This window comes from Actinoplanes lutulentus, from assembly GCF_003259845.1.
GTDB lineage: Bacteria > Actinomycetota > Actinomycetes > Mycobacteriales > Micromonosporaceae > Actinoplanes > Actinoplanes lutulentus.
Genome location: NZ_QLMJ01000030.1, coordinates 22,551 through 49,291 on the forward strand (window position 1 = coordinate 22,551; position 26,741 = coordinate 49,291).

Genomic DNA, 26,741 nt, shown 5'->3' on the forward strand with positions numbered 1-26,741 from the left:
GGCTGATCCTTGTGGGGTCAGACGATGTTGAGCTCGGGCCGGGTGCCGGCCCCGGCGAAACGGGCAGCGCTCAGGTCACTGACGTCGACGAACGGGCGGCGGCGCAGGTAGAGGTCACGCATCACCTCACCGACCGCCGGACCCATCAGGAAGCCGTGGCCGGAGAAGCCGGTCGCGTACAGGAAATCGCCGTCGCGGCCGATCAGCGCGTTGTGGTCCGGGGTGTTCTCGTAGAGCCCGGCCCAGCCGCTGGCGATGCCGACCTCGGCGAGCCGCGGGGCGCGGCGTTCGACAGTTTCGCCGAGCCGGGGCATCCAGGCGTCGTCACGGTCCAGCTTGAAGCCCGGCGTCTCGTCCGGATCGGACATGCCGAACAGCAGGCCACGGCCCTCGCCGTGGAAGTAGAAGGTGCTGCCGAAGTCGATCGTGAACGGGGTGAGCGGGTCGAGGCCGGGCATCGGCTCGGTGATCAGGATCTGCCGGCGCAGCGGGGTCACCGGCAGGTCGACGCCGGCCCACGCCCCGACCTCGGCGGACCAGGCCCCGGCGGCGCAGATCACGGTGCTGGTTTGGATGGTGCCGGCGTTTGTGCGTACCCCAGTGATGTGTTGACTGTGAATGTCTATGCCGGTCACGGGGCAGTGCGGGATCAGGGTGGCGCCGAAGCGGCGGGCGGCGGTGGCGTAACCGAGAACGACGGATTCGGGCGTGCAGTGACCGTCGGTGGGTGAGTAGACGGCGGCGATCAATCCATCGGTGTTGATGAGCGGGGAGAGCCGCTTCGCCTCCGCGACGCTGATCATGCGGGACGGGATGCCGAGCTCGTTCTGGGTGCGCACGTTGCGCTCGAACGCGCTCACGTCGGCCGGGTCGTCCAGCAGGAAGAGGTATCCGACCTGGTGAAAGTCGATTTCCTGACCGAAGCGGGCGGGAAAATCGGCGAAGGTTTCCAGGCTACGGGCGCCGAGCGCGATGTTGACGGGATCGGAGAACTGGGCGCGGACGCCACCGGCGGCCTTACAGGTGGAGCCGGAGCCGAAGGAGTCCTTGTCGAGGAGCACGACGTCCCGGACGCCGGCGCGGGCCAGGTGATAGGCGGTGCTGAGACCCATGACGCCGCCACCGATGATGACGACGGATGCGGAGGGTGGGGGAGGAGTGGGCATCTACGGTCCTCCAGACTTCGGAAGGATCTTCCGTTGATCCTCAGGCCCGGAGGTGGCTTTTTCAAGGTGTGCGGAGGTCGAAGAGATAGAGACCGGCTCCCATCATGCAGTGCCGCCGCGCCACTGTCCTAACGGTCCACTCGGCGCAGCAGCAGCCAGGCGTCGGCCGGGAACATCCGCCGGGCGATCGTCCACGACAGCCGTGAGTAGTAAGCCCTGGCCTCGCCCTCGTAGATGATCTGAGGAGAACCGGCCTGATGCTCCGCACCCTTCCACCGGATAATGCAACCCCCGGCCGCCAGCACATTCCGCACCCAGTTCGTGCGCTCGCCCCACGGCAGATTGATGACAAAAACCTCCGGCGTCGCCATCACCACGACCGGCACGGCCAGATCGCGGCCGGTCACCCTGCCGCGATGCTGGACCACCGCCCACGGCGACCAGCGGCGCCCGGACAGCGCACGAACAGCGGGTGTGGTGGCACGGACGAAAGCACTCATGCGCTCATCGTCCGGCACAGCGCCGGGGAACCGCTTCCCCATGATCCGTCACGCGCCGTGGCGGTTTTCCGTCATACGCAGCGCATAGACCACGGCATCGGTCCGCCCGCGCGCCCCGATCTTGCGATAGACGTTGCCCAGATGGCGTTCCACAGTGTGAACAGCGATGCCCAGATCCCGGGCGATCTCACCGTTCGACCCGCCGGCGGCGAGCAGCGCGAGCACCTCACGCTCGCGCGGCGTCAGCGCCCCGGAAACCGCCGGCTCAGACTGAGGAAGACCCGTGACGAACGCCGTCACCAACCGAAGATCATCCTCCGCGTCCTCCATGAACAGCGTCGGCGTCGACCCGGGCCGCTCCACCAGCCGCGCATCCGGCAACGACGCGGCCAGCCTGCGCGAGACTTCAGCCGGGATCTGCCCCTCACCCTGCCGGTGCACGATCAGCGAGGGTACGCGTACCCGAGCAAGCTCTTCCGTGACATCGATCCGCTCCGCCGCGTCGAACCACGCCCGCGCCACGGCGGCCGACGTGGCAGTGCGGAAAGCCTCGGCGGTCCAGCGACCGGAAGGCGCCGAGTCCCACCCCAGCCAGGCCGTGGCGGCAGCGTCGGCGAACAGCCCCCAGTCCTGGTCGACCAGCGACAACAGCGCCTGGGTCTGCGCCGGGATCATGGCTTCCCGCATCCGCGCCGCGCCGCCGAAGAGCACCAGCCGATCAACCCGGGCCGGCGACCGGGCCGCGAACGCGAGAGCCGTCGCGACCGAGTGGTAGTACCCGAGCAGCGACGCCCGCTGGACGCCGGCATGATCCAGAACGGCCCGCAGGTCGCGCAGGTGCGCCTCGACCCCGAGATCGTCGAGGTCGATCCGGCGGTCGGAGCTGCCGGTGCCCCGCCCGTCGTAAAGGATCACCGTGAGGCTCCGCGCGAGGCCGAGGTAGGCGTCGCGCAGCGCCGGGATCCGCCACTGCGCCACGATGTTGCTGAGCGACGGCATCCAGACGAGCACCGGCCCCTGCCCGAACATCTGGTAACCGATCGTCACCCCGTCGTCGGCACGGGCGAAGCGCAGGCTCTCCACCCGTCCAGTATCACGGTCCGCAGAAATCGACGATGGTCGCGGTAAGGATGTCGGTGAGGTGGCGCAGCGACGCGATCGAAGCCCACTCGGTGGCAGCGTGCGCTCCCTCGCCGTCCACGCCGAACAGCAGCGCCGGGATCCCGGCGCGATGCAGCAGGGCCGCGTCGGTCCAGAACGGCTCGGCGCGGATCACCGGAGGCCGGCCGAGAACCGTTTCGAAAGACCGGGTCAGCGTCCGCACGATGGGCCAGGACGGGTCCGCTTCGAACGGCTCCCGGGACAGTCCGGGATGCAGCCGATAATCCAGCCCGAGCCGATCCAGCAACGCGGTGAGCTGCCCGGCCGGGTCGTCGCCGGGAACGGTCCGCCACTCGACGGTGACCCGGCACCACGCCGGATAGGTGGACGCCTCCTCACCTCCGGAGATCATCGACGCGTGCACGGTTCCGTGCCCCAGCAGCGGATGCGCCGGCCCGGTGCCGAGCTTCTCCAGCGCTACCAGGAAGTGGCCGGCCTTGGTGATCGCGTCGATGCCGAGATCCGGCCGGGAGCCGTGCGCCGCGCGGCCCAGGATCTCCACGTCGAACCAGGCGAAGCCCTTGTGCGCGAGGGTGATCTCCAGGTTGCTGGGCTCGGTGACGATCGCGGCGTCGGCGGTGAACCGTTCCAGCACTTCTGACGTGCCGCAACTGCCGTGTTCCTCGTCGGCGACAAGGGCGAGCAGAACGTCGCCGTGTTGGGGGCCGGCCGATGCTGCCGCCGCCATCATCGCGGCCAGGCCGGCCTTCATGTCGTAGGCGCCGCGTCCGTATATCCGGCCGTTTTCGATCACCGGATCGAGCGGGTCACCGGCGTACCCCACCAGGCCCACCGTGTCGAGATGTCCGTTGAGCATCAGGGTGCGGCCTCCGCCCGTACCCCTGCGTCTGGCGACCAGAGACGGCCGTGACTCGCGTCGCTCAAGCCGGTGCACCTCGAAGCCTCGCGCTTCGAGCCATCGATGGCAGTAATCAGCGATGGCGGCTTCGCCGGCGCCGCCCGGGACGAGGCTCGGGTTGACCGAGTCGATTCTGATCAGGTCGGCGAGGAGCGGGAGCGGGTCGGTCACGGCAGCTCCCACGGGTTGGCGCCGGCGCCCTCAGTGCTCAGGAGCACCACTGTCGCATCGTGGGGGAGGGTCAGGCCGCGCGCGGCGGCCAGGGCCGCCGCACCGCATGGACCTGCGGGAACGCCGAGCGCGGCGAGATCTTTCGCGGCGCGCAGGCTGTGCGCGTCGGTCACCGCCGTTGCCGCGTGAAGACCATTGCGCAGGTACGCCCAAGCAAGGCTGGACAGTGTCCCGCAGTTGAGCCCGGCCATCACGGTCGTGTCCGTTTCTGTGGTGACGGGCCGATCCGCCCGGAGGCTGGCCAGCACGCAGGCGGCGGTGGTCGGCTCGACCGTGACGGTCTTCGAGGGGAAATACCCGGCGACGGCCTGTGCCAGCGATCCGACTCCGGCCGGTGTGATCACCAGGTCCGGTTCGCCGCCGAGCTGCTCCTCGATCTCCACGCACAGGGTGGTGTAACCGTCCACGATCCACTGCGGGATCCGCTCGTATCCCGGCCAGGCCATGTCCTGCACGAGCGTGCCGCCGGCCTGCGAGGCAGCCCGCACCGCATCGTCATAGGTCCCGTTCACAAGGGTGACCTGGGCGCCTTCATCCTCGATCGCCGCGACGGCGAGGGGGTGAACGCCGGACGGGACGAAGATGTGGGCCGGGATCGCCAGCGTCCGCGCCACGTGGGCGACGGCCCGGCCGTGGTTGCCGTCCGAGGCGGTGACCAGCTTTTCCACCGAAATTTCGCGCAGAATCCGGTCAATCGCCCAGGACGCCCCGAGTACTTTGAACGCCGGCAGCCCCAGCCGCGACGACTCGTCCTTCACGAGAACCCGCCGCACACCCAGCTCATCGGCGAGCGCCGGCAGATCATGCAGCGGAGTGGGCGCATATCCCGGCAGCCCCGCGTGAAACTCCCGCACCGCCGGATCGGGGGATGACTTCGTCAAGACCCGTCCGCCCGGCGTAAACCATGTCTCGATCACGAGCGCCAGGATGCCGTTCATTGACAAGATCGGTCCAGCGCATCTTTCCGAGCGAAAACCGTCAGGAAAACCGAATGTTCGACCTGCACCGCCTCCGCCTGCTCCGCGAACTCAAGCACCGCGGCACTCTCGCCGCCGTCGCCGAAGCCCTCTCCTACGCCCCGTCGACCGTCTCCCAGCAGCTGTCCCAGCTCGAAGCCGAAGCCGGTGTCCCGCTGCTCGAACCGGTCGGCCGCCGCGTCCGCCTCACCCCGCAGGCCGAGATCCTGGTCGCGCACACCGAAGCCGTCCTGGAACGTCTGGAACGCGCCCGGGCCGAGATCGCCGGATCGTTGACCGAGGTGGCCGGCACGCTGCGAATCGCGTCCTTCCAGACCGCGGCCCTCGCCCTGGTCCCGGCCGCGCTGAGCCGGCTGCGCGAGCTGCATCCCCGACTCCGCGTCGAGGTCACTCAGATGGAGCCGGAGCAGGCGCTGTCCGCACTGCGCGCGCATGACTGCGACCTGGTGATCGTCGAGGAGTACCCGGGCATCCCGCTCGCGCACCCCGCTGACCTGCATGCCGAGGAGCTGCTCGACGACCCGCTGCACCTGGCCGGCCTGGAGAAACTGGAAGCCGGCCATCCCTGGGTCATGGAACCGGCCGGAACCTCCGCACGCGACTGGGCGACAAACGTCTGCCGCGCCGCCGGTTTCGAGCCGGACGTCCGTTTCGAGACCGCCGATCTGCTGCTGCACCTGCGTCTCGTCGAGCAGGGCCACGCCGTTGCTCTGCTGCCCGGTCTGGTCTTCCACGGGCGTCCTCCGACCGTACCCTTGCATCCGCTGTCCGAAGGACGCCGGCTCTTCACCGTGACGCGGCGTGGGCGCGGCACGCACCCGGCGGTCCGCGCGGGTCGCGACGCGCTGAAGGCGGCTGCCGCATAGCCTCATCCCGGCGGCGACCGCGCCGATACATCCCAGGATGCGCGCGATGTTTCTGCTCTTCGCGGCTGTCGCCATGATCGTTTACACGGTCGCCGGCGACAGCCGATCCGCCGTGCAACTGTTCATCGTCGCGACGCCGCTCGCCACGTTCGCCTACGCCCTCGCCACCCGCCGGCTGCCGCGCTCACGGCCCTGGTTCCTCTCGGTCGGCGGCCTCATCGTGCTGCTCATCGGCCAGCTGTCGATGCCGGGCTGGCTCGACGGACACCTCGGCCAAGCCGAGGGCACGGCCTCGGAACTCACCCTCTCCGCCTCCCACGGCCTCTTTCTCATGGGTACGGCAATAGCGCTGCGCCGCCGCCTCGCGTCCGACGCCAGTGGCCTGCTCGACGCCGCCCTGCTCGGCCTCTGCGCCGGCGGCCCGCTCTGGGTGTGGGGCGTCCAGCCGCACCTGACCGATGCCGCCACGCCGCTCGGCCTGCTCCTCCTGATGATCGACGTCTTCGCGATCAGCGGCGTCATCGGCTGCCTGATCCGGATGGGCGCGTCGCGCGGACCCGGCCAGGACACGATCCTGTACCTCACGCTCACCGCGATCCTCACCCAGACCGCGCTGGTCACCGGCTGGACCGAGCCGTTGCTGCTCGCGTTCCTGACGATCGCGGCCGCACCGATCCAGCGCGGCGCGCTCGAAGTCACCGAACCGCTGCCGAGCGCCGGCGCCCCGATGCTCGGCCGGGGCCACCTGAGCTGGCTGGCCGTCGCGCTCAGCGTGAACCCGCTGCTCACCGCCGTGCAGATCATGCGCGGCAACGAGGCGGCGAGCCTGATGCTGCCGGTCGGCACACTGCTGATCGTTCCGCTCGTGCTGCTCCGGTTCCACCGTCTCGCCGTCCAGCGTGAGCAGGCCGAACGCACCCTCGAACACCAGGCGACCCATGACGAGCTGACCGGGCTGCGCAACCGGCGGCACATGATGACCTCGATCGACCGCGCGCTGACCGGGCCTGCCGGGGTGACCGTCCTGTTGTGCGACCTGGACGGATTTAAGCCCATCAACGATAAATATGGTCACTTGGCGGGCGACGAGGCTCTCAAGGTCGTCGCCGCGCGGTTGTGCGCGGTGACGCGCCCGGGCGACGTGGTCGGCCGCCTCGGCGGCGACGAGTTCCTGGTGGTCTGCGAGGGCGTCGACGCCTCGGAGCTGGCCCAGCGGATCCGCGAGACGCTCCGATTGCCCATGGCGTTGTCGACAGGCGTGGTCACGATCGGCGTGACGGTGGGCGCGGCGAGCGCGGAGCCGGGCTGCGGCATCGACAGGGAGACCCTGATCGGCACCGCCGACGCCGCGATGTACGCCGGCAAGAAGGCCCGCGCCGCATAGCCCGCCCACCGTCCGGCGAGGCATCATGTCCGGATGAGGCTGCTGCACCTCTCCGACACCCACATCTCCGAAATATCGGGATTCAGTGCGATGGCGCTGCGGCGGATGCTGGACGACTGCCGCGACGTCCCCGACATCGACGCGATCGTCATCACCGGTGACATCGCGGACAACGGAACGATCCCGGAGTACGTGATCGCCCGCGACCTCATCGGCGCCTTCGCGACGGGCCGCGGCATCCCGGCGATCTTCACCACCGGCAATCACGACGAGCGGACCGCCTTCACCGAGGTACTGGGCCCGTCCGAACCGATCGTCCTCAACGGCTATCGGATCATCCCGCTGGACTCACTTGTCCCCGGCGAAGGCTACGGCTTGATCGACCCCACCCGGCTGCGGGAGCTCCTCACCGAGCCCGCGCCCGAGCCCGCGCCGAACGGCACGATCCTCGCGTTCCACCATCCGCCGATATCCGTCCCGGGTATCGAGATCCAGCGCGTCCTGGGCCTGCGCAACCCCGGCGAACTGGCCGCGGCGATCGCCGGCACCGACGTTCGCCTGATCCTGTGCGGTCACTACCACTCGCAGCTGTTCGGCATGTTCGCCGGCGTGCCGGTCTGGGTCACCCCGGGAGTCGTGAACCGCACCGACCTGACCTCCGGCCCGAACACCGTACGCGTGGTCCAGGGCCCGTCCGCCTCGGTGATCGACGTCGACGGCCCGGTGATCCACACCCTGCACGCCCGAGATCCACACGCCGGCGACCTGCTCCGCGAGGTGCCTCAGGAACGCCTGGCCGAGATCCTGGCCTCGGTCAGACCTTCCGCAGCACCGACACCACCTTGCCGAGAATGACCGCCTGATCCCCGTCGATCACGTCATAGGCCGGATTTCGCGGCTCCAGCAGCACATGCCCGTGTGCCCGCCGGAACACCTTCACCGTGGCCTCTTCGCCGATCATCGCGGCCACGATGTCGCCGTTGTACGCATCCGGCTGCTGCCGCACGACCACGATGTCGCCGTCGCAGATCGCCGCGTCGACCATCGAGTCACCCCGCACCCGCAGGCTGAACAGCGTGCCCCGGCCGACCAGGTCACGGGGGAGGTTGAGCACCTCTTCGCCGGCCTCTTCAGCGAGGATCGGGGTGCCGGCCGCGATGGTGCCGACGAGTGGGACGCCGACAGTCGTGTCGCTCTTCTCGCTTGTTTCGGGATTTGTCAGAAACATTCGGACGTCGATCGGGCGCGCCAGCGAACTCCCGCGCCGCAGATAGCCGTACTCCTCCAGCATCCTGACCTGCCTGCTCACCGTCGACGGCGACAGCTTGACGGCCTCGCTCAGCTCCCGGGTGGACGGCGCATACCCGTACCGCACCGCCCAGTCCTGGATGACGGTCAAGATCTTGCGCTGCCGGTCACTGAGCAAGGAGGTGTCGAGGTGCACCCAGCGATCTTGCCTCATCGCTCCGCGCGGGCTCGCTGCGGCTCGCGGGCGAGCACCCCGTTCGGGTCCGGCTGGGTGCGCATGGCCAGCCCAAGACCCAGAAGCCCGATTCCGTACGCGCCAATGCTCGCCGCCATCCACGCGGTCATCACGAGACCCGTGATCAGCAGAAGGGTGAGCCCGACGACCAGGGGAGTGAACCGCTGCCACCCCTGCCAGCGCTGCGCTTTTAGCGTCGTGACCCCGGCCATCAGAAAGCCGATCGCGGACCCGACCGTACCCAGCCCGAACAGCATCCCGACCATCGACGGCCCACTGGCGTCGAGCGCCTGCTCCCGAAACGGAATCGACGCGAGCTCGGCGACCAGCAGCACGACCGTCCCGGCGAACGCGATCCACACCCCGCCCCGCGCGACCGTCCCGCCACCCGCGATCCCACTGCGCCCGAACCCCAGCAGCCCCAGGCAGACGAGCAGATGAAACCCGGCATAGGCGACACTGACCAGCACGACCGCGTCACTAGACCAGGGATAACTCCACTGTTGATCGTCAACGGTGCTGCCCGGCACGACGACGGTCTGCACGAGGAAGCCGCTGATCGCCGTCAGCGCTCCGCCGGCGGCCGCATAAGCGCCCGCACGGCGCACCCCAGCGGTGGAGATCTTCTGCATGACTCAAGCTCCTTCTTGGGTACGGCTGAATGCACCCGAAGTTACGAAGGAACTACCGCCCGGTCATCAGTACCACCACTGAGAACGGCCACCGCCGGTGTTGCCTGCGGTGGCCGTCCTTCAGTGGTGCTGTGGCGTACCCAAGTCCGGGTTTGCCGTGGCGTACCCAAGTCCGGGTTTGCCGTGGCGTACCCAGGTCTGGGTGTGCCGTGGCGTACCCAGGTCTGGGTGTGCCGTGGCTTGCTCAGGTCTGGGCGTGCCGTGGCTTGCTCAGGTCTGGGCGTGCCGTGGCTTGCTCAGGACTTGAAAATGTCCTTGATCTTCTTACCGGCGTCCTTGACGTGCTCGCCGGCCTGCTTGGCGTGCGACTCGCCCTGGTCAGCCTTACCCTCGGCCTCAAGGCGCTCGTCATCGGTCGCCCGGCCAACGCCCTCCTTGACCTTGCCGCCGAACTCCTCGGCCTTGTTGTCCACCTTGTCGTCGAACGCCATGGGGTCCTCCTCAGTCGTGTCGCTCAACAGAGGGGATACCCGCCCCCACCCACCTTGAACCAACCCACCCAACATCCCCAACCACGCCCCGCACCCCGCACTGCTCGCGCCGGGCGTCCTGGTTTTGCGCCCGACGTTCTGGCCTCGCGCCCTTGCCTTGCGCCCGGGGTCCTGGCCTTGCGCTCATCGCTGCCCTGCGCACATCGCGGCCTTGCGTCCTGTGCCGCGTCGTTTGCCCAGGGTCCTGTGACCCGCGCCGTGCCTCGCGTCTTCCCTTGCCTCGCGCCCTGTCCGCCTTGCCCGTCCGCGCTGCCTTGCCGGTTCCATGCTGCGCGCCTCACGGTGCTTGCCGCAATATCTGTCGGGGTGCGATCGGGCTTTTCTATGACCGAGAGAAGTCATTTCGCGCCATGCGGAATAGATCTTCAAAAGGTCAAGATCGAACACTGATCGATGCAGATCCAGGCCTGAAACAATTTAGGCATGCGGGGGCAGCGAGAATTGTTCAGCAGATCAGAATTAGCAACCATGCGCGACCGGACAAGGCGACGCAACTATTCGGCAGAGGCCGAAGAATTCCGCCGCCAGCACGAACTCGACAGAGCCTGGGGCCTACAACGCCGCCACGCCCGAAAACTGAGCCGCTGCCAGGAGGCCGCCCGCCAACCCCTGAAGCCGCCTCCCAACACGGCGCCTCCCAACACGGCGCCTTCCGGCACGGCGCCTTCCGGCACGGCGCCTTCCGGCACGGCGCCTTCCGGCACGGCGCCTTCCGGCACGGCGCCTTCCGGCACGGCGCCTTCCGGCACGGCGCCTTCCGGCACGGCGCCTTCCGGCACGGCGCCTTCCGGCACGGCGACTCCCGGGGCAGCGGTCCCCGGCACGGCTGCTCCTGGCGCGGCGGCTTCCGGCGCAGTGTCCCCTGGCATGGCGGCCGCGGGGTCCGCCGGCAGTGGCGAGCATCTGCAGCTGCGGCCCTCCGCCGAACATCCCGGTGCCGGCGATCTGTCGACAGTGTCCGCTGGCGGCGAGGCGCCGAAGCCGTCCCTCGACAGCGAGGTGTCCACACCGTCGCTCGACAGCGAGGTGTCCACACCGTCGCTCGACAGCGAGGTGTCCACACCGTCGCTCGACAGCGAGGTGTCCACACCGTCGCTCGACAGCGAGGTGCCGGAGCCGTCGCTCGACAGCGAGGTGCCGACACCGTCTTTCATCGGCGAGGTCACGACGGCATCCCTTATCGGCGAGGTTGCGACAGCCACTCCCGCCAGCGAAGTCGTGGCAACGTCTTCCGCCAGCGAGGTCCTAACGCCATGCTTCGTCGGTGAAGTCGCGGCGACGGCTCTCACCGGCGAGGTCCTGACACCGTCCACCGCTGGCGATGTTGCACCGGCAATTCCCGTGGGCGAGGTCGCGGTGGCAACTTTCGCTAGGGCGGTGCTGGCGCCGTCGCCAGTGCCAGTGCCAGTGCCACCGTGTCTGTGTTCTTCTGGTCGTCTGGTCGGATCGCGTGGGTGCGATGAACGCCGGCCAGGTGCATTCTATGGCGCTCTCGAAACTGTATCCGGCGTCGAATCCGATATTACTTCTCGCAAACTCGGAAAACGGACCAGTGGTGTTCCGCCGTGAGTCTATTTGCGATTCGTGAAAATATCGCTTCGGGCGTCGCGCCTGGGATTGGTTGCGCGTTATTGGTCAGCTGAGGTTGAGGGCGAACGGGTCTGGTAGCTCTCGCCAGCTGTCGAAGCCTGTTGCCAGTTCCTCGTCGGTCAGGAGGGAGGCGGTCAGCGTTTGTTGCAGGGTCTCCGCGTCCAGGTCGACGCCGATGAAGGTGAGGTGGTGGTGGCGGTCGCCGTAGTAGGGATCCCAGTCCAGGGTGGCGGCGATTCTGCGTTCCGGGTGGACCTGGGGCCAGGCCTCGTCGGGGAGGTCGGCTAGCCAGCCGCCGGCGCCTTCGATTCTCAGCATGCTTGCGGATTCCCACGATAAGACCAGGTCAGGGCGGCTTGCCAGCCATAGGTGGCCGCGTGAGCGGAGTACTCGCCGGGTGATGTGCTCCAGCGAGGCGAAGAGTCGTTGCGGATGAAAGGGGCGTTTCTGGCGGAAGACGATGGACACCACGCCGTTGGTGGGTTCGGGGCTGTGCGTGCCTACGGCGTAACCGAGCAGGCCGCGTACGGCTGGTGCGATCGGTGCCTGGGGTGGGGCCGGTGAGGACGGGCTTGAGGAGTCGATGGCGTCGTCGATGTCGCGTACTTCGGCCCATGGGGCCAGGCGGTGCAGCAACGTTCGCAGCTGCTCGGCCTCCCACGGCTCGTCGCCCTCCGGGCGGCCGCTCACCAGCACTCTGCCCGCTTGCTCGATCTGCCGTGCGACCAGGTCGCCGATGCGTCGATCATCGAGGGTGCCTGCGTACGGGTCGACGTCGCTCACCAGGTCGTCGTTGGAGAGAGCGTCGAGGACCAGGTCGGCGGCTACGACTGTGCAGACCACGCCCAGCCGTACGGAATCCGGCACATTCTGTTCTGTCCAGGCCTGACGGAGGTCGTCGGGCTCGTACCGCTCGGGAAGGAGCGTGACCAGTGAAGGAGCCGGCGCTCGCCGCACTTCCTTGACCACCGCCGTGATCAGCGCACCGGGAGTGAGCCCGGTGGATCGGAGGTCCAGCACTGCCGAGCCGGTGAGGTGCCGCACGGCGGCCTCGGTGGCGTGCGGCCAGAAGCCGGCCATGGGTGTGACGAGAGTCGTCATGAATGGATCTTGCCGTGTCCGGGCGACGGTTGCCTCCTCCGGAACGGTGTGCCGGGCAACACAACCGTTCCCAGCGACCGCCACTCAGCGCCCAGGCCGGATCACGGGGTGGTGGTCAGGCGGTCTTGGCGATGGTGGGAGAGGCCGGGGTGGTGGGTGTCGCCTGGGTGGGTGGCGGGGTCCACGTGCACGGTGGCGCCGGTCAGGCGGGGGACGTGGTGGGTCAGCTGATGTTCGGCGTCGGCGGCTATCTCGTGGGCGGCCAGCAGGGTCAGGTGGGCGTCGACAACTATGCCTGCTTCGGCGTGCAGATGGTGGCCGATCCAGCGCAGCCGCAGGCCGGAGACGTCGCGGATGCCGGCGATGGTGCGGAGTTCGCGTTCGGCCTGGTCCACCAGCTGCGGATCGACGCGGTCCATGAGGCGGTGATAGACCTCGCGGGCAGCGTCCTTCAGGACGAACACGATCGCCACGGTGATGGCGAGGCCTACCACCGGGTCGGCCCAGCTCCAGCCGAGCCGGGCGCCGGCGGCGGCCAGCACCACGGCCAGCGAGGTGAAGCCGTCGGTGCGGGCGTGCAGGCCGTCGGCTACCAGGGCGGCGGAGCCGATGCGGCGGCCTACGGTGATGCGGTAGCGGGCGACGATCTCGTTGCCGGCGAAACCGATGAGGCCGGCGGCGAGCACCCACGGGATGTGCGTCATGGGTTGTGGGTTCAGCAGGCGGTCGACGGCTAGATAGCCGGAGACCACGGCGGAGCCGGCGATCACGGCGACGATGACGACGCCGGCCAGGTCCTCGGCGCGGCCGAAGCCGTAGGTGTAGGCGCGTGTCGCCGCGCGCCTGCCCAGCCAGAAGGCGATCGCCAGGGGTACGGCGGTGAGCGCGTCGGCGACGTTGTGCACGGTGTCGCCGAGCAGGGCCACCGAGCCGGAGAGGGCGACGATCAGCGCTTGGAGCGCCGCGGTGATGCCGAGGCCGGCGAGCGAGATCCAGAGGGCGCGGAGGCCTTCGCGGGACGACTCCAGCTCGCTGTCGACCTTGTCGGCGGAGTCATGCGAGTGCGGCGTCAGCAGATGCCGGAGCCAACGGCCCCGATGCGGGTGCTCGTGGTCATGGCCGTGCCCGTGGTGGTGCTCATGCTCTGCCACGTCGGTCACGATATGTGCTCGGGCACGTATGCGACAACGTTGCAGATGCCAATGAGCTGCAGAAACGGATATGATCACGTGTGTCTTACGTGCTCTTTCCCGGTCGTCATCACCTGCTGACCCGCTTTCAGGCCGACTATCTGCGGCAGCTCGCCGTTGATGGCGTGACGGTTGTCTGGGCGGTGACGTCGGCCAACCACGAGAACACGAAGCGCAACCCGGTGCCGTACCACCGGCGTGAGGCGGCGATCGAGCGGCTCAGTGCGCTGAGCGGGCTGCGGTCGCTGGTGGTGCCGATCTTCGACACCGCGCCCACCGACGCGTTCGCCGACGTGACGCTCAAGAGCATCGCGGTTGCCACCGGCATCGAGCTGACCCCGGACAACACCCTGCTGGCCTGCTCCACGCCGAAGGTCGCGGACCTTTACCGCCGGCTCGGTTTTCCGGTCGCTCTCGTGGAATCAGACCCAGGCTTGCGTACGACGCCGGAGCGCCCGTGGGACGTATTGCTGCGCCTGGCGAACGGCGACGAGACGTGGCGCAAGCTGGCACATCCGGCCACCGTCGACGTCTTCGAGCGGTACCGCCTCGTCGACACGATCCGCACCGTGGTCAACGACCCGGTGGTCGGCGACGAGGGCGGGCTGACGGCGACCCGTGACTACCGGACGTACGCGGAAGCCTTCGCCGACGCGGCCGGCCGCAAGTGGAAAGCGGTCAAGCAGTACGTGCAGCCGGGCCGGATCGTCGACATCGGCTGCGGCGCCGGTTCGCTGCTCGAACTGGCCGACCGGGAACCGGCGCTGCGCGAGAGCGACCTGATCGGCGTCGAGGTGGCCCGGCATCTGTTCCAGGAGTGCGTACACAAGAAGGCACAAGGGGTCTTCCGCAACGCGAACGTCTACTTCTACCAGCGCAACGTGCTCGGCGGCGCGATCTTCGCGGACCGCTCGGTCGACACCACGCTGACGTTCGCGCTCACCCACGAGATCTGGTCGTACGGCCGGCAGCGGGAGTCGCTGCTCAAGTTCGCCCGGCGGATATTCGAGCACACGGCACCCGGCGGCGTCTGGATCAACAGTGATGTGTGCGGGCCGGCTGACCGGCGGCGGCAGGTGGTTCTCACGCTCGCCACCGATGACGGCGTCACCCCGGCGGAGCCGCGGAGTGATCTCGATTCGCTGACTTCGGATGCTGTCAAGGCGTACCTCAGTGGTCTTTCGACACGCGCGAAGCTGGAGCAATTCGCGAAGGATTTCGCGTTCGGGTGTGATTTTGAGGTTGTCGGCGACGGTGCGGTGCGGATCGAGCTGGGCGCGGCGATGGATTTCCTGACGCGCAAGGACTACGTCGACAACTGGCTGTCGGAGACGAAGGAGCAGTTCTGCGGGCTGAGCTTCGCGGAGTGGACGGAGCTGCTGGTCGAGGCCGGGTTCGAGCTGGACGCGACGTCGGCGCCGTCGCGCAACAACTGGATCATCGAGAACCGGATCGCGCCGGTGGCGTCGCTGTCCGAGGTGTCCGGGGGTTCGCTCGACTGGCCGGACACGCATCTGCTGACGGTCGCTCGCAGGCCGCGCAACGGCTGAGCCGTCACCCGGTCGAGAACTTTCACAAGATTTCTGGACGTTTCGGAAATGTCGCAGTTTCTTCGTTGAAGGCCTGTCAACGGCTCAACGGGAGATTGATGTGGAGTTCTGGGATCCTATCGCCGGCGCGGTGATCACGCAGGCGATCAACGTGGTGGCAGCCGCGCTCTGTGGGGTGAGGTTCCGGCTCTCGGACCCGGCGGATCCGCCGGACGAACGCTGGCTCGAGGTCCGGATTACCTGGCGCAAAGGCCGGGAGGGCCAGGGCGGACCGGACGGCCTGGCATGAAGACCGAGGCGAGAACCGAGGCGCCGAGTTCGCTCGACCCGGGTTTGGAAGGGTTGTACCGGGAGGTCGGCGAGCTGCTCTATCGGCGCGCCCGCGCACGAGGGCTCAACCACGATGACGCGTGGGATGTCGTCCAGGAGGTGATGGTCGATCTTCACCGCACCTGGCCGAAGGTCGGCGCCATGAATCCTGAGGAGCGGAAACGCTACGCCTCGGGGATGCTGCGCAACGCGGTCTCGGACGCGTTCAAGGAAAAGGTGCGTGACAACCGGCTCGACGTGCGGTTGCGGGTCGAACCGCAGCCGCCTTCGGAGGAGGAGAGCGAGGGCGAATCCGACGACCGGTACCTGACCGGGATCAAAGCGGTCGAACTTCTTGGAGGGCTTCCCCCGGGCCAGTACCAGATCATGTGCCTGCGGCAGGAGGGCCTCAAACCCCGGCATATCGCTAAACAGCTTGATATGCCCGGCTCGACGGTGAGATCCCAGCTACAGCATGCCCGCAGGAGGCTGACGAATGAGCTCCAAGCCTGGAAGGACAGTCGCCATGAAGGGTGAGCTGACTCCCGACGAACTCGACCTCCTTCACCTGGCCCAGGAGGAGGTTCTGTCCGGGGTGACGTTCGACGTCGAGGCCGGACTTGCCGACCTGCGGGAGCGGGTGCTTCTGGCGGACGCCGCCGCGTCGTCGGGTGGGGTGAGGGCCGGGCTCGTAACGCGAGGGCGGTCCGCCCGGCTCAAGTTCGGGGTCTCGGGGTTCGTTGCCGTGATCACGGCGCTTGCCGCCGGTGGCCTCGGGGTGGCGTCGATGCAGGCGGGGAGCGAAGTCCGGGAAGTGAGGGTGCCAGCCGTGCCAAGTGCTCCGGGGCGGCCGTTGCCGGTCGTCTCGGCGTCCTCTCCTGCACCGAGGCCGAGCCCGAGTGCGCGAACCAGTGTGAGCGTGAGTTTCAGGACTGCGCCGGGGCCGGCTGCCGGGTCGCCTTCGCACTCTGCCAGGCCCGCTCCCAAGCCCGCGGTTCCGATTCCGTCGCTGCCGCCGGTGCCCGCTCCCACCAATTTTCCCAGCCTGCCGTCGACAGCCGGCTCGCCGGCGCCCTCGGAACCGGAACCGTTCCCGGTTCGCTATGCGGCGTACTCGCTGACGATGGCGCTCAGCGACGACCAGTCGCAGAGCATCGACCTGGAGGAGCCCCGCACGGTGGCGAGCGGCGACGGCGCTGTGGCGATCTCCGCGATTCCGGACACCACCGATCTGCTCCTCGAGCCGACCGCCGACGTGCAGGCCGCGGCGATCGCCGCGGCCGTGATCATCCCGGACGTCGCCTCACCGGACGAGTGCGCCGCGGCGATCCGCGACGACTCCACCGGGGACGCGCCGCTGGAGTTGCGAGACGACCGTACCTATTGCCTGCTCACCCCAGTCCGCCCGGTCGGCGGCGAACCGGATCAGCAGACCCTGGTGCAGCTGACCATGGATCCGGCGAACGGCGATGCCGGCAAGGTCACCGTCCACCTGACCGCCTGGGACCTGGCCCCTGGTTGAGCAGGTCAGGCCGCCTTGGCGAGGGCCTCGTACTCGTCGTCGGTCAGTTTGACGTCGGCGGCGGCGAGGTTCTCCTCGAGGTGGGTCACCGAGGATGTGCCCGGGATCGGGACCACCACCGGGGAACGGCGGAGCAGCCATGCCAGGGCGAGCTGGCCGGTCGTCGTACCCGGGTGGGCCTGTGAGATCTGTTCCAAGGGGCCGCCGGGGCGAGCGAGCGTGCCGGCGTCGACCGGCGCCCAGGGGATGAAGGCGATGCCCTGGTCGGTGCAGTAGTCGAGGAGTTCCTCGGCCCGGCGGTCGCCCAGGTTGTAGCGGTTCTGCACCGAGGCGACCGGCACACCGGCGGCCTGTGCGGCCTTGACCTCCTCGACGTTCACCTCGGAGAGGCCGACCTGTTTCGCCAGGCCCTCGTCGAGGAAAGCCTTCAGAACCCCGAACTGCTCGTCACGCGGCACGAGCGGGTCGATGCGATGCAGCTGCCACAGGTCGATCTGCTCGACGCCGAGGCGGCGCATCGACATGAGGATGGTCTGGCGCAGGTATTCGGGGCGGCCGACCGCTCGCCACTGGTTCGGGCCGTGCCGGGTGAAGCCGCCCTTTGTAGCGATCACGATGTCGCCGTACCCGCTGCCGTCGTGCAGAGCCTCGCGGATCAGGTCCTCGGACACGTCCGGCCCGTAGGAGTCGGCGGTGTCGATGAACGTGACACCGAGCTCGGCGGAGCGGCGCAGCACCCGGATCGCCTCGTCAGGTGACGCGGGCGGACCCCAGACGCCGGGCCCGGTGATCCGCATGGCGCCGTACCCCAGCCGGTGCACACTCTTGCCGCCCAGATCGATGGTGCCGCTGTTCGAGAGAGTCATGTGTCCACATCTACCCCTCCGTGGCTCGTTCGTCCCCAGTATTTGAGCTGCCTCACGCTGGGAATAGAGCACGGCGCGTAGTCGCCGGGCCTCCTTCGTCAGCCGGCCGCCGGTCGGGCGTCCGGCGATCTCGTCCAACCCGGCGATCTCGTCGAGCCCGGCGATCGGATCGGCGGCCTTGAGATCGGCTGCGACCTGGGAACCGAGCTCCAGCAGATCCGGGAGCCCGCGTGGGGAGCGGCGAGCATCGGCAGCAGGGCTGATCCGCCGCGCCGGTCACGGTCGGCGAGTTCGGCGAACGACGACAGCGCCCACGCCGCCACGGCCTCCCGATGATGGGGCAGGGCCGCGGCCAGGACTGAGGGGCGGGGGCTCCAGTGATGGCTGTCATATCTCTGCACGGAGACGCGTTCCAGCGTGAAGAGCTGTTCCTCCACGCTGAGCCGGCCGGGCCGGGAGGGTTTGAGGCTGACGACGAGACGAGAGATCGACCCAGCCGCCCCGCGGGGCGGCAACCCTGGAACGGGATCGGCCACGACCTGAGCCGGCGTGTCGGTGCCCCACCGGCGAGCCAGGTTCGCTGCCTTCTCCCGCACGTCGAGCGCCGGGTGCTCGAACGCGACGGACAGCACCGTGCTCACCTCGCCCGCGCGGGACGGGTCTCGCCGGGCAACCGTTTCCAGCCAGGTCAACTGTTTCGTGACCAGGCCTCTTTCCGTGCGGAGCAGCACCAGCGAACTGGCCTCGACGAGAAGCGACAGGTCGAGCAGCCCGGCCGTGTCGACGGCCCGCAGCGACTGCTGGGCCAGCCCGGCGATCCCGGGCGGCGCGCTCGGGAGCATCCGTGCGTAATCACCCGCGAACGCCGCCATCTCCGCGGCCGAAGGCGACAGCAGGCCGTGCAAGACGGCGAATTCGCGCACCGCGGCCATCAGCGCGGCCACCAGTCCTCCGGGTGGATCGCTGCGAAGTGAGCGCGGAGGTCCTCGCCGAAGGTCAGTCGCTGCTGCTCGGAAGCTCCGGTGAGCAGGGCGGTGACCCCGGCGAGGTCGCCGAGACGGGCGCGCTCATCAAGCGCCGCCCAGGTAAGGCCGGTGGACATGCCGGGAAACCTAGCGGCACCCTCCGACAGAAAATCAGCGGATCAGCGCCGGCATAACCTCTTTCAGCATGGTGTGCCAGTCCGGCAGCGGGTCCACGCCGGTGCCTGCCCAGCCGTCATGACCCAGCACGCTGTACGCCGGACGACGCGCCGGCCGGGGGAACTTGTCGCTGGTCGTCGGGCGTACCCGGGTGGGGTCCAGACCTGAGAGTGCGAAAGCCGCCTGGGCCAGGCCGAACCAGGTTGTGGAGCCGGCGGCGGTGCCGTGATAGGCGCCGGGCGCGGCGCGACCGGCTGCCGCCGCGCGGGCGAGCGCGACCAGCTGCTGGGCGAGAGGGTACGACCAGGTGGGCGGGCCGACCTGATCGTCGACCACGTCGAGGGTCTCGCGATCGGCGGCGAGACGCAGCATGGTGCGCACGAAGTTCGGCCCGTGTTCGCCATAGAGCCACGCGGTCCGCACGACGTAACCGCCGGCGTTGAGGACGGCTTTCTCCCCGACGGCCTTGCCGCGCCCGTAGGCGTTGATCGGCGCGTGCGGGGTGTCCTCGGCGATCGGCGAGGTCGCCGAACCGTCGAAGACATAATCCGTAGAAATGTGGATAAGTCGGCTTCCGAGTACGGAAGCCAGCCCGGCTACCGCATGACCGTTGACGGCCGTCGCGGACGATTCGGAAGTCTCCGCCGCGTCCACGTTCGTCCACGCCGCCGTGTTGATCACCACGTCAACGCCGTCAACAGCGGCACGCACGGCGGATAAATCCGAAATATCCAACTCGGCACGGGTCAACGCCACGACATCCGACCCCGCCAGCACCGCGCGAAGATCAGAGCCGAGCATTCCACCCGCCCCCGTGATCAACCAGCGCATCAGAGCGCGCTCCGCGCCTTGAGCGGCTCCCACCAGGCACGATTGTCGCGGAACCAGGCCACGGTGGCGGCCAGTCCTTCGTCGAGCGTGACCTGAGGCTCGTACCCAAGCTCTTTGTTGATCTTGTCAATCGAGAGTGAGTAGCGGCGGTCGTGGCCCTTGCGGTCCTCGACCGGGGTGACGCTGTCCCAGTCGGCGCCACAGGCCTCCAGGAGGCGGCCGGTGAGCTCCTTGTTCGACAGCTCGGTGCCGCCGCCGATGTTGTAGACCTCGCCGGCGCGGCCCTTCTCCAGGACCAGCTGGATGCCGCGGCAGTGATCGGACACGTGCAGCCAGTCACGGATGTTGCCGCCGTCGCCGTAGAGCGGCACCTTCTTGCCATCGAGAAGGTTTGTGACGAAGAGCGGGATGACCTTCTCCGGGAACTGGTAGTGCCCGTAGTTGTTGGAGCAGCGCGTGACGACCACGTCCATGCCGTGTGTCCGGTGCGCGGCGAGCGCCATCAGGTCCGAGGCGGCCTTGGAGGCGGCGTACGGAGAGTTCGGCGCGAGCGGCCACGTCTCGGTCCACGAGCCCTCGTCGATCGAGCCGTACACCTCGTCGGTGGAGACGTGCACGAACCGGCCGACGCCCGCGGCGCGGGCCGCGTCGAGCAGGATCTGAGTGCCGAGAACGTTCGTCGTGACGAACGGCACAGCGGAGTTGATGGATCGGTCGACATGTGATTCCGCGGCGAAATGCACTACCACGTCATGACCCGGAAGAAGGTCGCGCAACAGCTGTGAATCAGTTATGTCGCCCTGGACGAATTGAAGTCGGGGATCCGACACGGGGAGGTTTTCACGATTCCCCGAATAGGACAACAGATCCAGAACGGTCACCGATGCGCCCACCGCACCCGCGAACTCGTCCTGCAAGAGGGCCCGGACGTAGGCCGATCCGATGAAGCCGGCACCACCGGTTACGAAAATCTGCACGGGTGGGGAGTGTAGACGCTGGCACCCACTGTTTAGGGTTCTCCGGTGCGCGGAATTTTGCTGGCCGGAGGGACGGGCTCCCGTCTCTGGCCGATTACCAAGGCCATGTCCAAACAGCTTATGCCCATCTTCGACAAACCGATGATTTACTATCCGCTGACTACTCTGGTATCGGCGGGGATCCAGGAGATCCTCGTCATCACGACACCGGAGGATCAGCCTCACTTTGAGCGACTGCTCGGTGACGGAAGCCAGTTCGGGCTCTCCCTGACCTACGCGCAGCAGCCCAAGCCGGACGGAATCGCCCAGGCGTTCCGCATCGGGGCCGACTTCATCGGTGACGAGCCGGTCGCCCTGATCCTCGGCGACAACATCTTCCACGGGGTCGGGCTCGGGCGGCAGCTCGCCAAGTTCGGCCAGCCCGACGGTGGGCGCGTGTTCGCGTACCCGGTGGCCGACCCGGAGCGGTACGGCGTTGTCGAGTTCGACGAGACCGGCAAGGTGCTCTCGATCGAGGAGAAGCCGGAGAAGCCCAAGTCGACGTACGTGGTGCCCGGCCTCTACTTCTACGACGCGGACGTGGTCGAGATCGCCGCGAACCTGAAGCCCAGCGCGCGGGGCGAGCTGGAGATCACCGCGGTGAACGAGGAGTACCTGCGGCAGGGCCGGCTCGACGTGACTGTGCTGGACCGCGGGACGGCCTGGCTCGACACCGGCACGTTCCAGTCGATGGTCCAGGCCTCGGAGTACGTGCGGGTCATCGAGGAGCGCCAGGGCTTCAAGATCGGCTGCGTCGAGGAGGCGGCCTGGCGGCTCGGCTTCCTCTCCGACGACAAGCTGCGTGAGCTGGCGGAACCGCTGCTCAAGAGCGGTTACGGTCAATACCTGATCCGCCTGCTTGAGCAGGGTCGTCTGGAGCAGGGGGGACTGCTGTGAAGATCCGTCCGCTGACCATCGAGGGCGCGTACGAGGTGACGCCCGTCCAGCACGGCGACGCCCGTGGCGCGTTCCTGGAGTGGTACCGCTTCGACCACCTGGCCGCGGCGATCGGCCACCCGCTCGATCTTGCTCAGGGCAACCTTTCGATCTCTGCGCGTGACGTGGTGCGGGGCATCCACTTCGCCGACGTCCCGCCGGGTCAGGCGAAGTATGTGACCTGCGTCAAAGGCGCAGTGCTCGACGTCATCGTCGACATCCGTGTGGGCTCGCCCACGTTCGGTTCCTGGGAGGCGGTCCGTCTCGACGACGAGGATCGCAAGGCCGTTTATCTCTCCGAGGGGCTCGGTCACGGCTTCTGCGCGCTGACCGAGGGCGCCACGGTGACGTACCTCTGCTCCAGCGAGTACCAGCCGGGCCGTGAGCACGGCATCGACCCGCTCGATCCCGAGCTGGGAATCGTCTGGCCTGCGGAAACACCTCTCCTGTCACCGAAGGACGCGCAGGCGCCGTCGCTCGCGGAGGCCCGGGATAAGGGGCTTTTGCCCCAATATCACGAGTGCGTTGACCACGTCGAAACCCTGCGTCGGAATCACTACAGCCGAACGTCCTAAGTGGCCGATTGACCGCCCGTCCGCGGGGGTGCTAGCGATAGCCCCCGAGGGCGGTTTTCGGAGGCGATGTGGGATGATCCAGTACGAGAGATGTGGATCGTCCGATTCGGACGCGTTGCACCGCTATGAGTTCCACCCTCATCCGATCCGGCATTCTCGTCGAACGGAAAGATGTAGCGCGATCGAGCGCCGGTCAGCAGTCTGTCTGGTGTGTCTCGTGGGTTTCCGCCCAGGGAAGATTTCAGTCGGATGTCCGAATCTCCGGTATTTCTGTCATGCCAGGAGAAAACGGACGTAAGGTTGATCACAGTCGATACGGGGGCATGAGCGTGCAAACAATCGAATCAGTGGAGACTATCGATCTCGCTGAGGCGGCCAGGCAGCTCAATTCCCGACCACGCGCGTCCGAGGCTCGTACCAGCTGGCAGAGCCGGTACGCGAAGCGGCTCTACCTCATCGACCTGGTTGTCGGCCTCTGTGCCGCGTCCTGGGCGCTCGTTCTGCGTTTCGGTTCGACCGGCACCGAGTCATACATGCGCGACTATCTGCTCCTCACCGCGGTTTTGCCGCTGGCGTGGATCGCATGCCTCGCGGTGAACCGGGCCTATGAGCCGCGTCACCTATTCGTCGGCACCGACGAATACGCCCGCGTCTTCCGTTCCGGATTGGCGCTCACCGCCGGTATAGCCATAGTTTCCTTCTCGTTCGACCTTCGTTTCTCGCGCGGATACGTGATTATCGTGATCCCGCTCGCGATCGCGGTCGATATCTTCGCGCGGTACATCTTCCGGCAGATGCTCCACCGTTCCTGGGCCCGCGGCGAACGCCTGCACCGCGTCATTCTGGTCGGTCACGAACGCGCTGTCGCCGACATGGCGCGCCGCCTTCGCCGCGAGCGTTACCACGGCCTCGGCGTGATCGGCGCGTGCCTTCCGCCGGGCGTCACCCGTAGCCGTTTCGTCGAGGGAATGCCGCCGATCTACGGCACTTTCGACGGCGTCGCGCTCGCGGTCACCCGCTCCGACGCGGACACCGTTGTCGTCCTCTCCTGCCCGGAGATCGACGGTCCCGCCCTGCGCCGCCTCGCCTGGCAGCTCGAACGCGACGAGATCGACCTGATCGTCGCGAGCACCCTGGTCGACGTCGCCGGCGACCGCACCACGATCCGCCCCGTCGACGGCCTGCCGATGCTGCACGTCGAGCACCCGAAACTGAAGGGCAGCGGCCGCTGGGTCAAGTCCGCCTTCGACCGGATCGGCGCGTTCCTGCTGCTCACGATCATGTCGCCGGCGCTGCTGGTGCTCTCGCTGCTGGTCCGTTTCGGCAAGGGCGGCGAAGGCCCGGTCATCTTCCGCCAGGAACGCGTCGGCAAGGACGGCCTCCCGTTCGTGCTCTACAAATTCCGCACCATGGTCGTCAATGCCGAACAGCGCCTCCAGGAACTGCAGGAACAGAACGAGACCGACGGCGAGCTCTTCAAGATGCGCAACGACCCGCGCATCACCCCGGTCGGCGCGATCCTGCGCAAATACTCCCTGGACGAACTCCCGCAGCTCATGAACGTCCTCAAGGGCGACATGTCCCTGGTCGGCCCCCGCCCGCCACTGGAGAAGGAAGTAGCCGGCTACCCCGCCGACATGCTCCGCCGCTTGGTGGTCAAACCCGGCCTCACCGGCCTCTGGCAGGTCTCCGGCCGCTCCGACCTCTCCTGGGAAGAATCGATCCGCCTCGACCTCACCTACGTCGAGAACTGGTCCCTCTCCATGGACCTGGCCATCCTCGCCCGCACGGTCAGCGCGGTCGTCCGCAGCTCAGGCGCCTACTAAATCCAGGCGCGCCCCTCACGCTCCCCTCTTGGGTACGCGTAACCGGGCCCCACAACCGCAGCCGACGCGCCCCCGAGAGTCCCGCGCGACCCCACCGCGCCGTCCCGGCCGCTACGCGCCCGCCGGCGCCCGCTGCACCCCCACCCACAGCCCACCCCAACTCCGCCGCCGGGCCATCCCCGGTCACCCCACACCCACCCAGTGCCGACGCAAGGCGTGCATGGGACCTCAGTTCGACACGGGCGCCCGACTCCCCGCGTGTGTGTCGATTTGGGGTGCGGATTGGACCCGAAGTCGACACGCAGTGGGGTGGGCCCTGCCGGGCGCGATCTGATGGCGTTACGGCCTGGGCCCGCCACGACCCGGCGCCGGCCCGCGAAGCGATCCCGGCTTAACGTCACGGTCGCCACAGACGACAGCTGGCAGCCGTGAGCGACAGCCGGGCTGCTTTCGGGGTCGTCGGCTTAACGTCACGGCGGTCGGCTGTCACCTATGGCCGCCGTGACGTTAAGCCGGGCCCGGGGCGGTGGCCGGCTTGGTCGCCCGTGGATTGGGGGCTGGTGGCTGGCGGGATTGCGGTCGTTGGGGCGTACCCGAGGGAGGGCGTGGGAAAGAGACGGCGGCCGGCCGCCCGGGGGTGCAGGCCGGGCAGCGGCCGCCGCGTCTCGAAAGAGCTGACTCAGGAAGCGAAGTTCGCCGGGGTCAGGGCGCTCTGGGGTGGGCGCGGCTCGTCGACCTCGGGCCAGCCGGCGGCCCAGGCGTGGCGCTCCTGCCAGACCTTCGGCCAGTCGACGCCTCGGGAGCGGTCGCGGCCGACGATGGCTTTCGCCAAAGCGCGCCAGGCCACGCCGGTCTTCATCAGGGTGATCGCCGCGGTGGCGCGCGGGCGGGACCAGTGGCGGCGGACGTAGGTCGCCTTGCCGCGCAGGATCTTGATGCGCTGACCCTCCGAGCTGGAGGACGCGCCGCCGACGTGGATCACGGACGCCTCGGGTACGACGACCGGGCGGGCACCGAGCGCGGCCGCCCGGGTGCAGAGGTCGATGTCGTCGCTGTAGAGGAAGAAGATCGGGTCGAAGCCGCCGAGGCGGTTGAACAGATCGCGTTCGATCAGCATGGAGCAGCCGGAGACGGCCGGGACCTCACGGACCGTGCGCCGGTCGTAACCGGGCAGCAGTTCCGGGTTGGCCCACGCCTTGGTCGGGAAGACCGTGGAGAGGCCGGTCGCGAAGCAGGCGTTGCTCCACACCGTCGGCAGGCCCCAGCAGGAGTACATGTCGTCGGTGCCGTCCGGGTGCAGCGTCCGGCCGGTGTAGATGCCGTGCTCCGGGTTTTTCGCCGCGAATTCGAACAGCTCGGCGACCGGGTGGCCGACCGGTGCGGCGTCCGGGTTGAGCAGCAGCAGGTAGTTGCCGTTACTCGCCGTGGCGCCCCGGTTGACAGCGCGTCCCCACCCGACGTTCTCGGTCAGGCGGACGAGGCGGACCTCGGGGAACGCGGCCGCGATGTGGTCGGCGGAACCGTCGTGCGAGGCGTTGTCGACGACCGTGACGTCGAAGCTGACGTCCGGGGTGCGGCTGTCCAGCAGCAGGCGCAGGCAGCGCCGGGTGAGCTCACTGGTGTTATAGGACACGATGACTACGGAGACGTCGGGATTGGTCACCGGGCGTCACCCTTCTTCTTCAAGCGGCTCGCCGCGGCGGAACCGAGCAGGCGCAGGGCGAACGGCGCGTCGTCGATCAGGTAGCGGCGCACCAGGCGGCGCGGCTCACCGGCCAGGCGGTGCACCCACTCCAGACCGCTTTTCTGCATCCACTCGGGCGCGCGCGAGTGCACGCCGGCCACGAAGCCGATGGCGGCGCCACAACCCATGAACCAGGTCTGCGGCAGGCGGGGGCGCAGGCGCTCGATGACGCGCTCCTGCTTGGGGAATCCGAAGCCGACGAAGACCATGTCGGGGTTGGCACCGACCACTTCGTCACAGACCGCGTCGTACTCGTCGCTGCGAGTGTCGAAACCGAACGATGGGCTCAGGTGGCCGGCCAGCTTGATGGACGGGAAGCGTTCGCGCAGAACCTGTTCGGCGCGCTCCGCAGTGCCCGGCTCGCCACCGAGAAGGTAGACGGATCGCCCAGCACCGGCCATCGCCTCCGAGAGGCTCCAGATCAGATCGGATCCGGCAACTCGGGCAGGGAGCGCGTTTCCGGCGATCTGACTGGCCCAAATGAGCGGTTTGCCATCGGCGACGGTGATTTCCGACACCGCGATGTGGCGGCGGGCCTCTTCGCTTCGCATCGCTCGATGCAAAATGTCCACATTGGGAGTGATGATCTGGCCGCCGCGTCCGGCGGAAAGCTCCCCGAGTACCTTTTCTACTACCTCTTTCTCCAAGATCGGGTCAAACTGGACACCTGCGAGCGTCACGGGATCCCGTTGCTGCGTAAGGGATTCCGAGGTCTCCTGAGACACCTTCACGT

Annotated in this window: 28 protein-coding genes; 10 read left to right on the forward strand and 18 right to left on the reverse strand. The window is 68.2% G+C overall.

Annotated features, from left to right (window positions below):
- Positions 1-17: 17 nt before the first annotated feature.
- The 5 genes from B0I29_RS42940 to B0I29_RS42960 all read right to left on the reverse strand — a co-directional run bounded on the left by B0I29_RS42940 (position 18) and on the right by B0I29_RS42960 (position 4,798).
- Positions 18-1,166, reverse strand: a complete 1,149-nt coding sequence (locus B0I29_RS42940) for an NAD(P)/FAD-dependent oxidoreductase (RefSeq protein ID WP_111654940.1) — start codon at positions 1,164-1,166, stop codon at positions 18-20.
- Positions 1,167-1,294: 128 nt separating this feature from the next.
- Positions 1,295-1,666: a PNPOx family protein gene (locus tag B0I29_RS42945; protein ID WP_245973189.1), complete on the reverse strand. Its 372-nt coding sequence runs from the start codon at positions 1,664-1,666 to the stop codon at positions 1,295-1,297.
- 48 nt (positions 1,667-1,714) lie between these two features.
- Positions 1,715-2,749, reverse strand: a complete 1,035-nt coding sequence (locus tag B0I29_RS42950) for an alpha/beta fold hydrolase (protein ID WP_245973190.1) — start codon at positions 2,747-2,749, stop codon at positions 1,715-1,717.
- Between the two features lie 10 nt (positions 2,750-2,759).
- Positions 2,760-3,857 (reverse strand): M20/M25/M40 family metallo-hydrolase, encoded by a 1,098-nt coding sequence (locus tag B0I29_RS42955; RefSeq protein ID WP_220091586.1) that lies wholly within the window; start codon positions 3,855-3,857, stop codon positions 2,760-2,762.
- Positions 3,854-4,798: a pyridoxal-phosphate dependent enzyme gene (locus B0I29_RS42960; RefSeq protein WP_245973191.1), complete on the reverse strand. Its 945-nt coding sequence runs from the start codon at positions 4,796-4,798 to the stop codon at positions 3,854-3,856. Before B0I29_RS42960 ends, B0I29_RS42955 begins: the two co-directional genes overlap by 4 nt.
- A 110-nt stretch (positions 4,799-4,908) precedes the next feature.
- On the opposite strand from B0I29_RS42960, the gene B0I29_RS42965 reads away from it, so the two are divergent.
- The 3 genes from B0I29_RS42965 to B0I29_RS42975 are packed head-to-tail and all read left to right on the forward strand — an operon-like array spanning position 4,909 to position 7,999.
- Positions 4,909-5,760: a LysR family transcriptional regulator gene (locus B0I29_RS42965; protein ID WP_111654944.1), complete on the forward strand. Its 852-nt coding sequence runs from the start codon at positions 4,909-4,911 to the stop codon at positions 5,758-5,760.
- 37 nt (positions 5,761-5,797) lie between these two features.
- Positions 5,798-7,144 (forward strand): GGDEF domain-containing protein, encoded by a 1,347-nt coding sequence (locus B0I29_RS42970; protein ID WP_111654945.1) that lies wholly within the window; start codon positions 5,798-5,800, stop codon positions 7,142-7,144.
- Between the two features lie 33 nt (positions 7,145-7,177).
- Positions 7,178-7,999 carry a metallophosphoesterase family protein gene (locus B0I29_RS42975; protein ID WP_111654946.1) on the forward strand — a complete coding sequence of 274 codons (822 nt, stop codon included), beginning with the start codon at positions 7,178-7,180 and terminating at the stop codon, positions 7,997-7,999.
- On the opposite strand, the gene lexA is transcribed toward B0I29_RS42975, so the two are convergent.
- From lexA to B0I29_RS43005, 6 genes are all read right to left on the reverse strand, one after another.
- Positions 7,959-8,606, reverse strand: a complete 648-nt coding sequence (gene lexA, locus B0I29_RS42980) for a transcriptional repressor LexA (RefSeq protein WP_111654947.1) — start codon at positions 8,604-8,606, stop codon at positions 7,959-7,961. The genes B0I29_RS42975 and lexA overlap by 41 nt on opposite strands.
- Positions 8,603-9,259, reverse strand: a complete 657-nt coding sequence (locus B0I29_RS42985; protein WP_111654948.1) for a hypothetical protein — start codon at positions 9,257-9,259, stop codon at positions 8,603-8,605. Before B0I29_RS42985 ends, lexA begins: the two co-directional genes overlap by 4 nt.
- Positions 9,260-9,555: 296 nt before the next feature.
- Positions 9,556-9,750 carry a CsbD family protein gene (locus B0I29_RS42990; protein ID WP_111654949.1) on the reverse strand — a complete coding sequence of 65 codons (195 nt, stop codon included), beginning with the start codon at positions 9,748-9,750 and terminating at the stop codon, positions 9,556-9,558.
- 554 nt (positions 9,751-10,304) lie between these two features.
- Positions 10,305-10,976 (reverse strand): hypothetical protein, encoded by a 672-nt coding sequence (locus B0I29_RS42995; RefSeq protein WP_111654950.1) that lies wholly within the window; start codon positions 10,974-10,976, stop codon positions 10,305-10,307.
- A 469-nt stretch (positions 10,977-11,445) separates the two neighbouring features.
- The gene (locus B0I29_RS43000) at positions 11,446-12,501 is read right to left on the reverse strand and encodes a GTP-binding protein (RefSeq protein ID WP_111654951.1); all 1,056 of its coding nucleotides are present in this window, start codon (positions 12,499-12,501) and stop codon (positions 11,446-11,448) included.
- 101 nt (positions 12,502-12,602) lie between these two features.
- Positions 12,603-13,652, reverse strand: a complete 1,050-nt coding sequence (locus B0I29_RS43005; protein WP_111655007.1) for a cation diffusion facilitator family transporter — start codon at positions 13,650-13,652, stop codon at positions 12,603-12,605.
- Between the two features lie 80 nt (positions 13,653-13,732).
- Here B0I29_RS43005 and B0I29_RS43010 point away from each other — a divergent pair, with 80 nt between their 5' ends.
- From B0I29_RS43010 to B0I29_RS43025, 4 genes are all read left to right on the forward strand, one after another.
- Complete coding sequence (locus B0I29_RS43010; protein ID WP_111654952.1) at positions 13,733-15,241, forward strand: class I SAM-dependent methyltransferase; 1,509 nt, start codon at positions 13,733-13,735, stop codon at positions 15,239-15,241.
- Between the two features lie 100 nt (positions 15,242-15,341).
- Positions 15,342-15,530, forward strand: a complete 189-nt coding sequence (locus B0I29_RS43015) for a hypothetical protein (RefSeq protein WP_111654953.1) — start codon at positions 15,342-15,344, stop codon at positions 15,528-15,530.
- Complete coding sequence (locus B0I29_RS43020) at positions 15,527-16,087, forward strand: RNA polymerase sigma factor (RefSeq protein WP_111654954.1); 561 nt, start codon at positions 15,527-15,529, stop codon at positions 16,085-16,087. Before B0I29_RS43015 ends, B0I29_RS43020 begins: the two co-directional genes overlap by 4 nt.
- A 481-nt stretch (positions 16,088-16,568) precedes the next feature.
- The gene (locus B0I29_RS43025) at positions 16,569-17,072 is read left to right on the forward strand and encodes a hypothetical protein (protein ID WP_111654955.1); all 504 of its coding nucleotides are present in this window, start codon (positions 16,569-16,571) and stop codon (positions 17,070-17,072) included.
- A 5-nt stretch (positions 17,073-17,077) separates the two neighbouring features.
- Here the strand turns inward: B0I29_RS43025 and B0I29_RS43030 are convergent, their stop codons facing one another.
- The 5 genes from B0I29_RS43030 to rfbB form a co-directional block, all read right to left on the reverse strand.
- The gene (locus B0I29_RS43030; RefSeq protein WP_111654956.1) at positions 17,078-17,938 is read right to left on the reverse strand and encodes an aldo/keto reductase; all 861 of its coding nucleotides are present in this window, start codon (positions 17,936-17,938) and stop codon (positions 17,078-17,080) included.
- A 98-nt stretch (positions 17,939-18,036) separates the two neighbouring features.
- Complete coding sequence (locus B0I29_RS43035) at positions 18,037-18,882, reverse strand: hypothetical protein (protein ID WP_111654957.1); 846 nt, start codon at positions 18,880-18,882, stop codon at positions 18,037-18,039.
- On the reverse strand, positions 18,870-19,040 hold the full coding sequence (locus tag B0I29_RS46210) for a hypothetical protein (RefSeq protein WP_181558266.1): 171 nt from the start codon (positions 19,038-19,040) through the stop codon (positions 18,870-18,872). The genes B0I29_RS43035 and B0I29_RS46210 overlap by 13 nt, the downstream gene beginning before the upstream one ends.
- A gap of 34 nt (positions 19,041-19,074) precedes the next feature.
- Positions 19,075-19,911 (reverse strand): dTDP-4-dehydrorhamnose reductase, encoded by an 837-nt coding sequence (rfbD, locus tag B0I29_RS43040; protein ID WP_181558268.1) that lies wholly within the window; start codon positions 19,909-19,911, stop codon positions 19,075-19,077.
- Positions 19,911-20,888, reverse strand: coding sequence for a dTDP-glucose 4,6-dehydratase (rfbB, locus tag B0I29_RS43045; protein WP_111654958.1), 978 nt, complete (start codon positions 20,886-20,888; stop codon positions 19,911-19,913). Before rfbB ends, rfbD begins: the two co-directional genes overlap by 1 nt.
- Positions 20,889-20,933: 45 nt before the next feature.
- Here rfbB and rfbA point away from each other — a divergent pair, with 45 nt between their 5' ends.
- The 3 genes from rfbA (at position 20,934) to B0I29_RS43060 (ending at position 24,264) form a co-directional block, all read left to right on the forward strand.
- Positions 20,934-21,824 (forward strand): glucose-1-phosphate thymidylyltransferase RfbA, encoded by an 891-nt coding sequence (rfbA, locus tag B0I29_RS43050; protein ID WP_111654959.1) that lies wholly within the window; start codon positions 20,934-20,936, stop codon positions 21,822-21,824.
- A complete protein-coding gene (locus B0I29_RS43055) occupies positions 21,821-22,438 on the forward strand; it encodes a dTDP-4-dehydrorhamnose 3,5-epimerase family protein (protein ID WP_111654960.1) in 618 nt (205 codons plus the stop codon). The genes rfbA and B0I29_RS43055 overlap by 4 nt, the downstream gene beginning before the upstream one ends.
- A gap of 347 nt (positions 22,439-22,785) precedes the next feature.
- Positions 22,786-24,264: a sugar transferase gene (locus B0I29_RS43060; RefSeq protein ID WP_375790579.1), complete on the forward strand. Its 1,479-nt coding sequence runs from the start codon at positions 22,786-22,788 to the stop codon at positions 24,262-24,264.
- 679 nt (positions 24,265-24,943) lie between these two features.
- Here the strand turns inward: B0I29_RS43060 and B0I29_RS43065 are convergent.
- Together B0I29_RS43065 and B0I29_RS43070 are read right to left on the reverse strand one after the other, a co-directional pair.
- Complete coding sequence (locus B0I29_RS43065; RefSeq protein ID WP_111654961.1) at positions 24,944-25,927, reverse strand: glycosyltransferase family 2 protein; 984 nt, start codon at positions 25,925-25,927, stop codon at positions 24,944-24,946.
- Positions 25,924-26,739 carry a WecB/TagA/CpsF family glycosyltransferase gene (locus B0I29_RS43070; RefSeq protein ID WP_245973193.1) on the reverse strand — a complete coding sequence of 272 codons (816 nt, stop codon included), beginning with the start codon at positions 26,737-26,739 and terminating at the stop codon, positions 25,924-25,926. The genes B0I29_RS43065 and B0I29_RS43070 overlap by 4 nt, the downstream gene beginning before the upstream one ends.
- Positions 26,740-26,741: the final 2 nt, after the last annotated feature.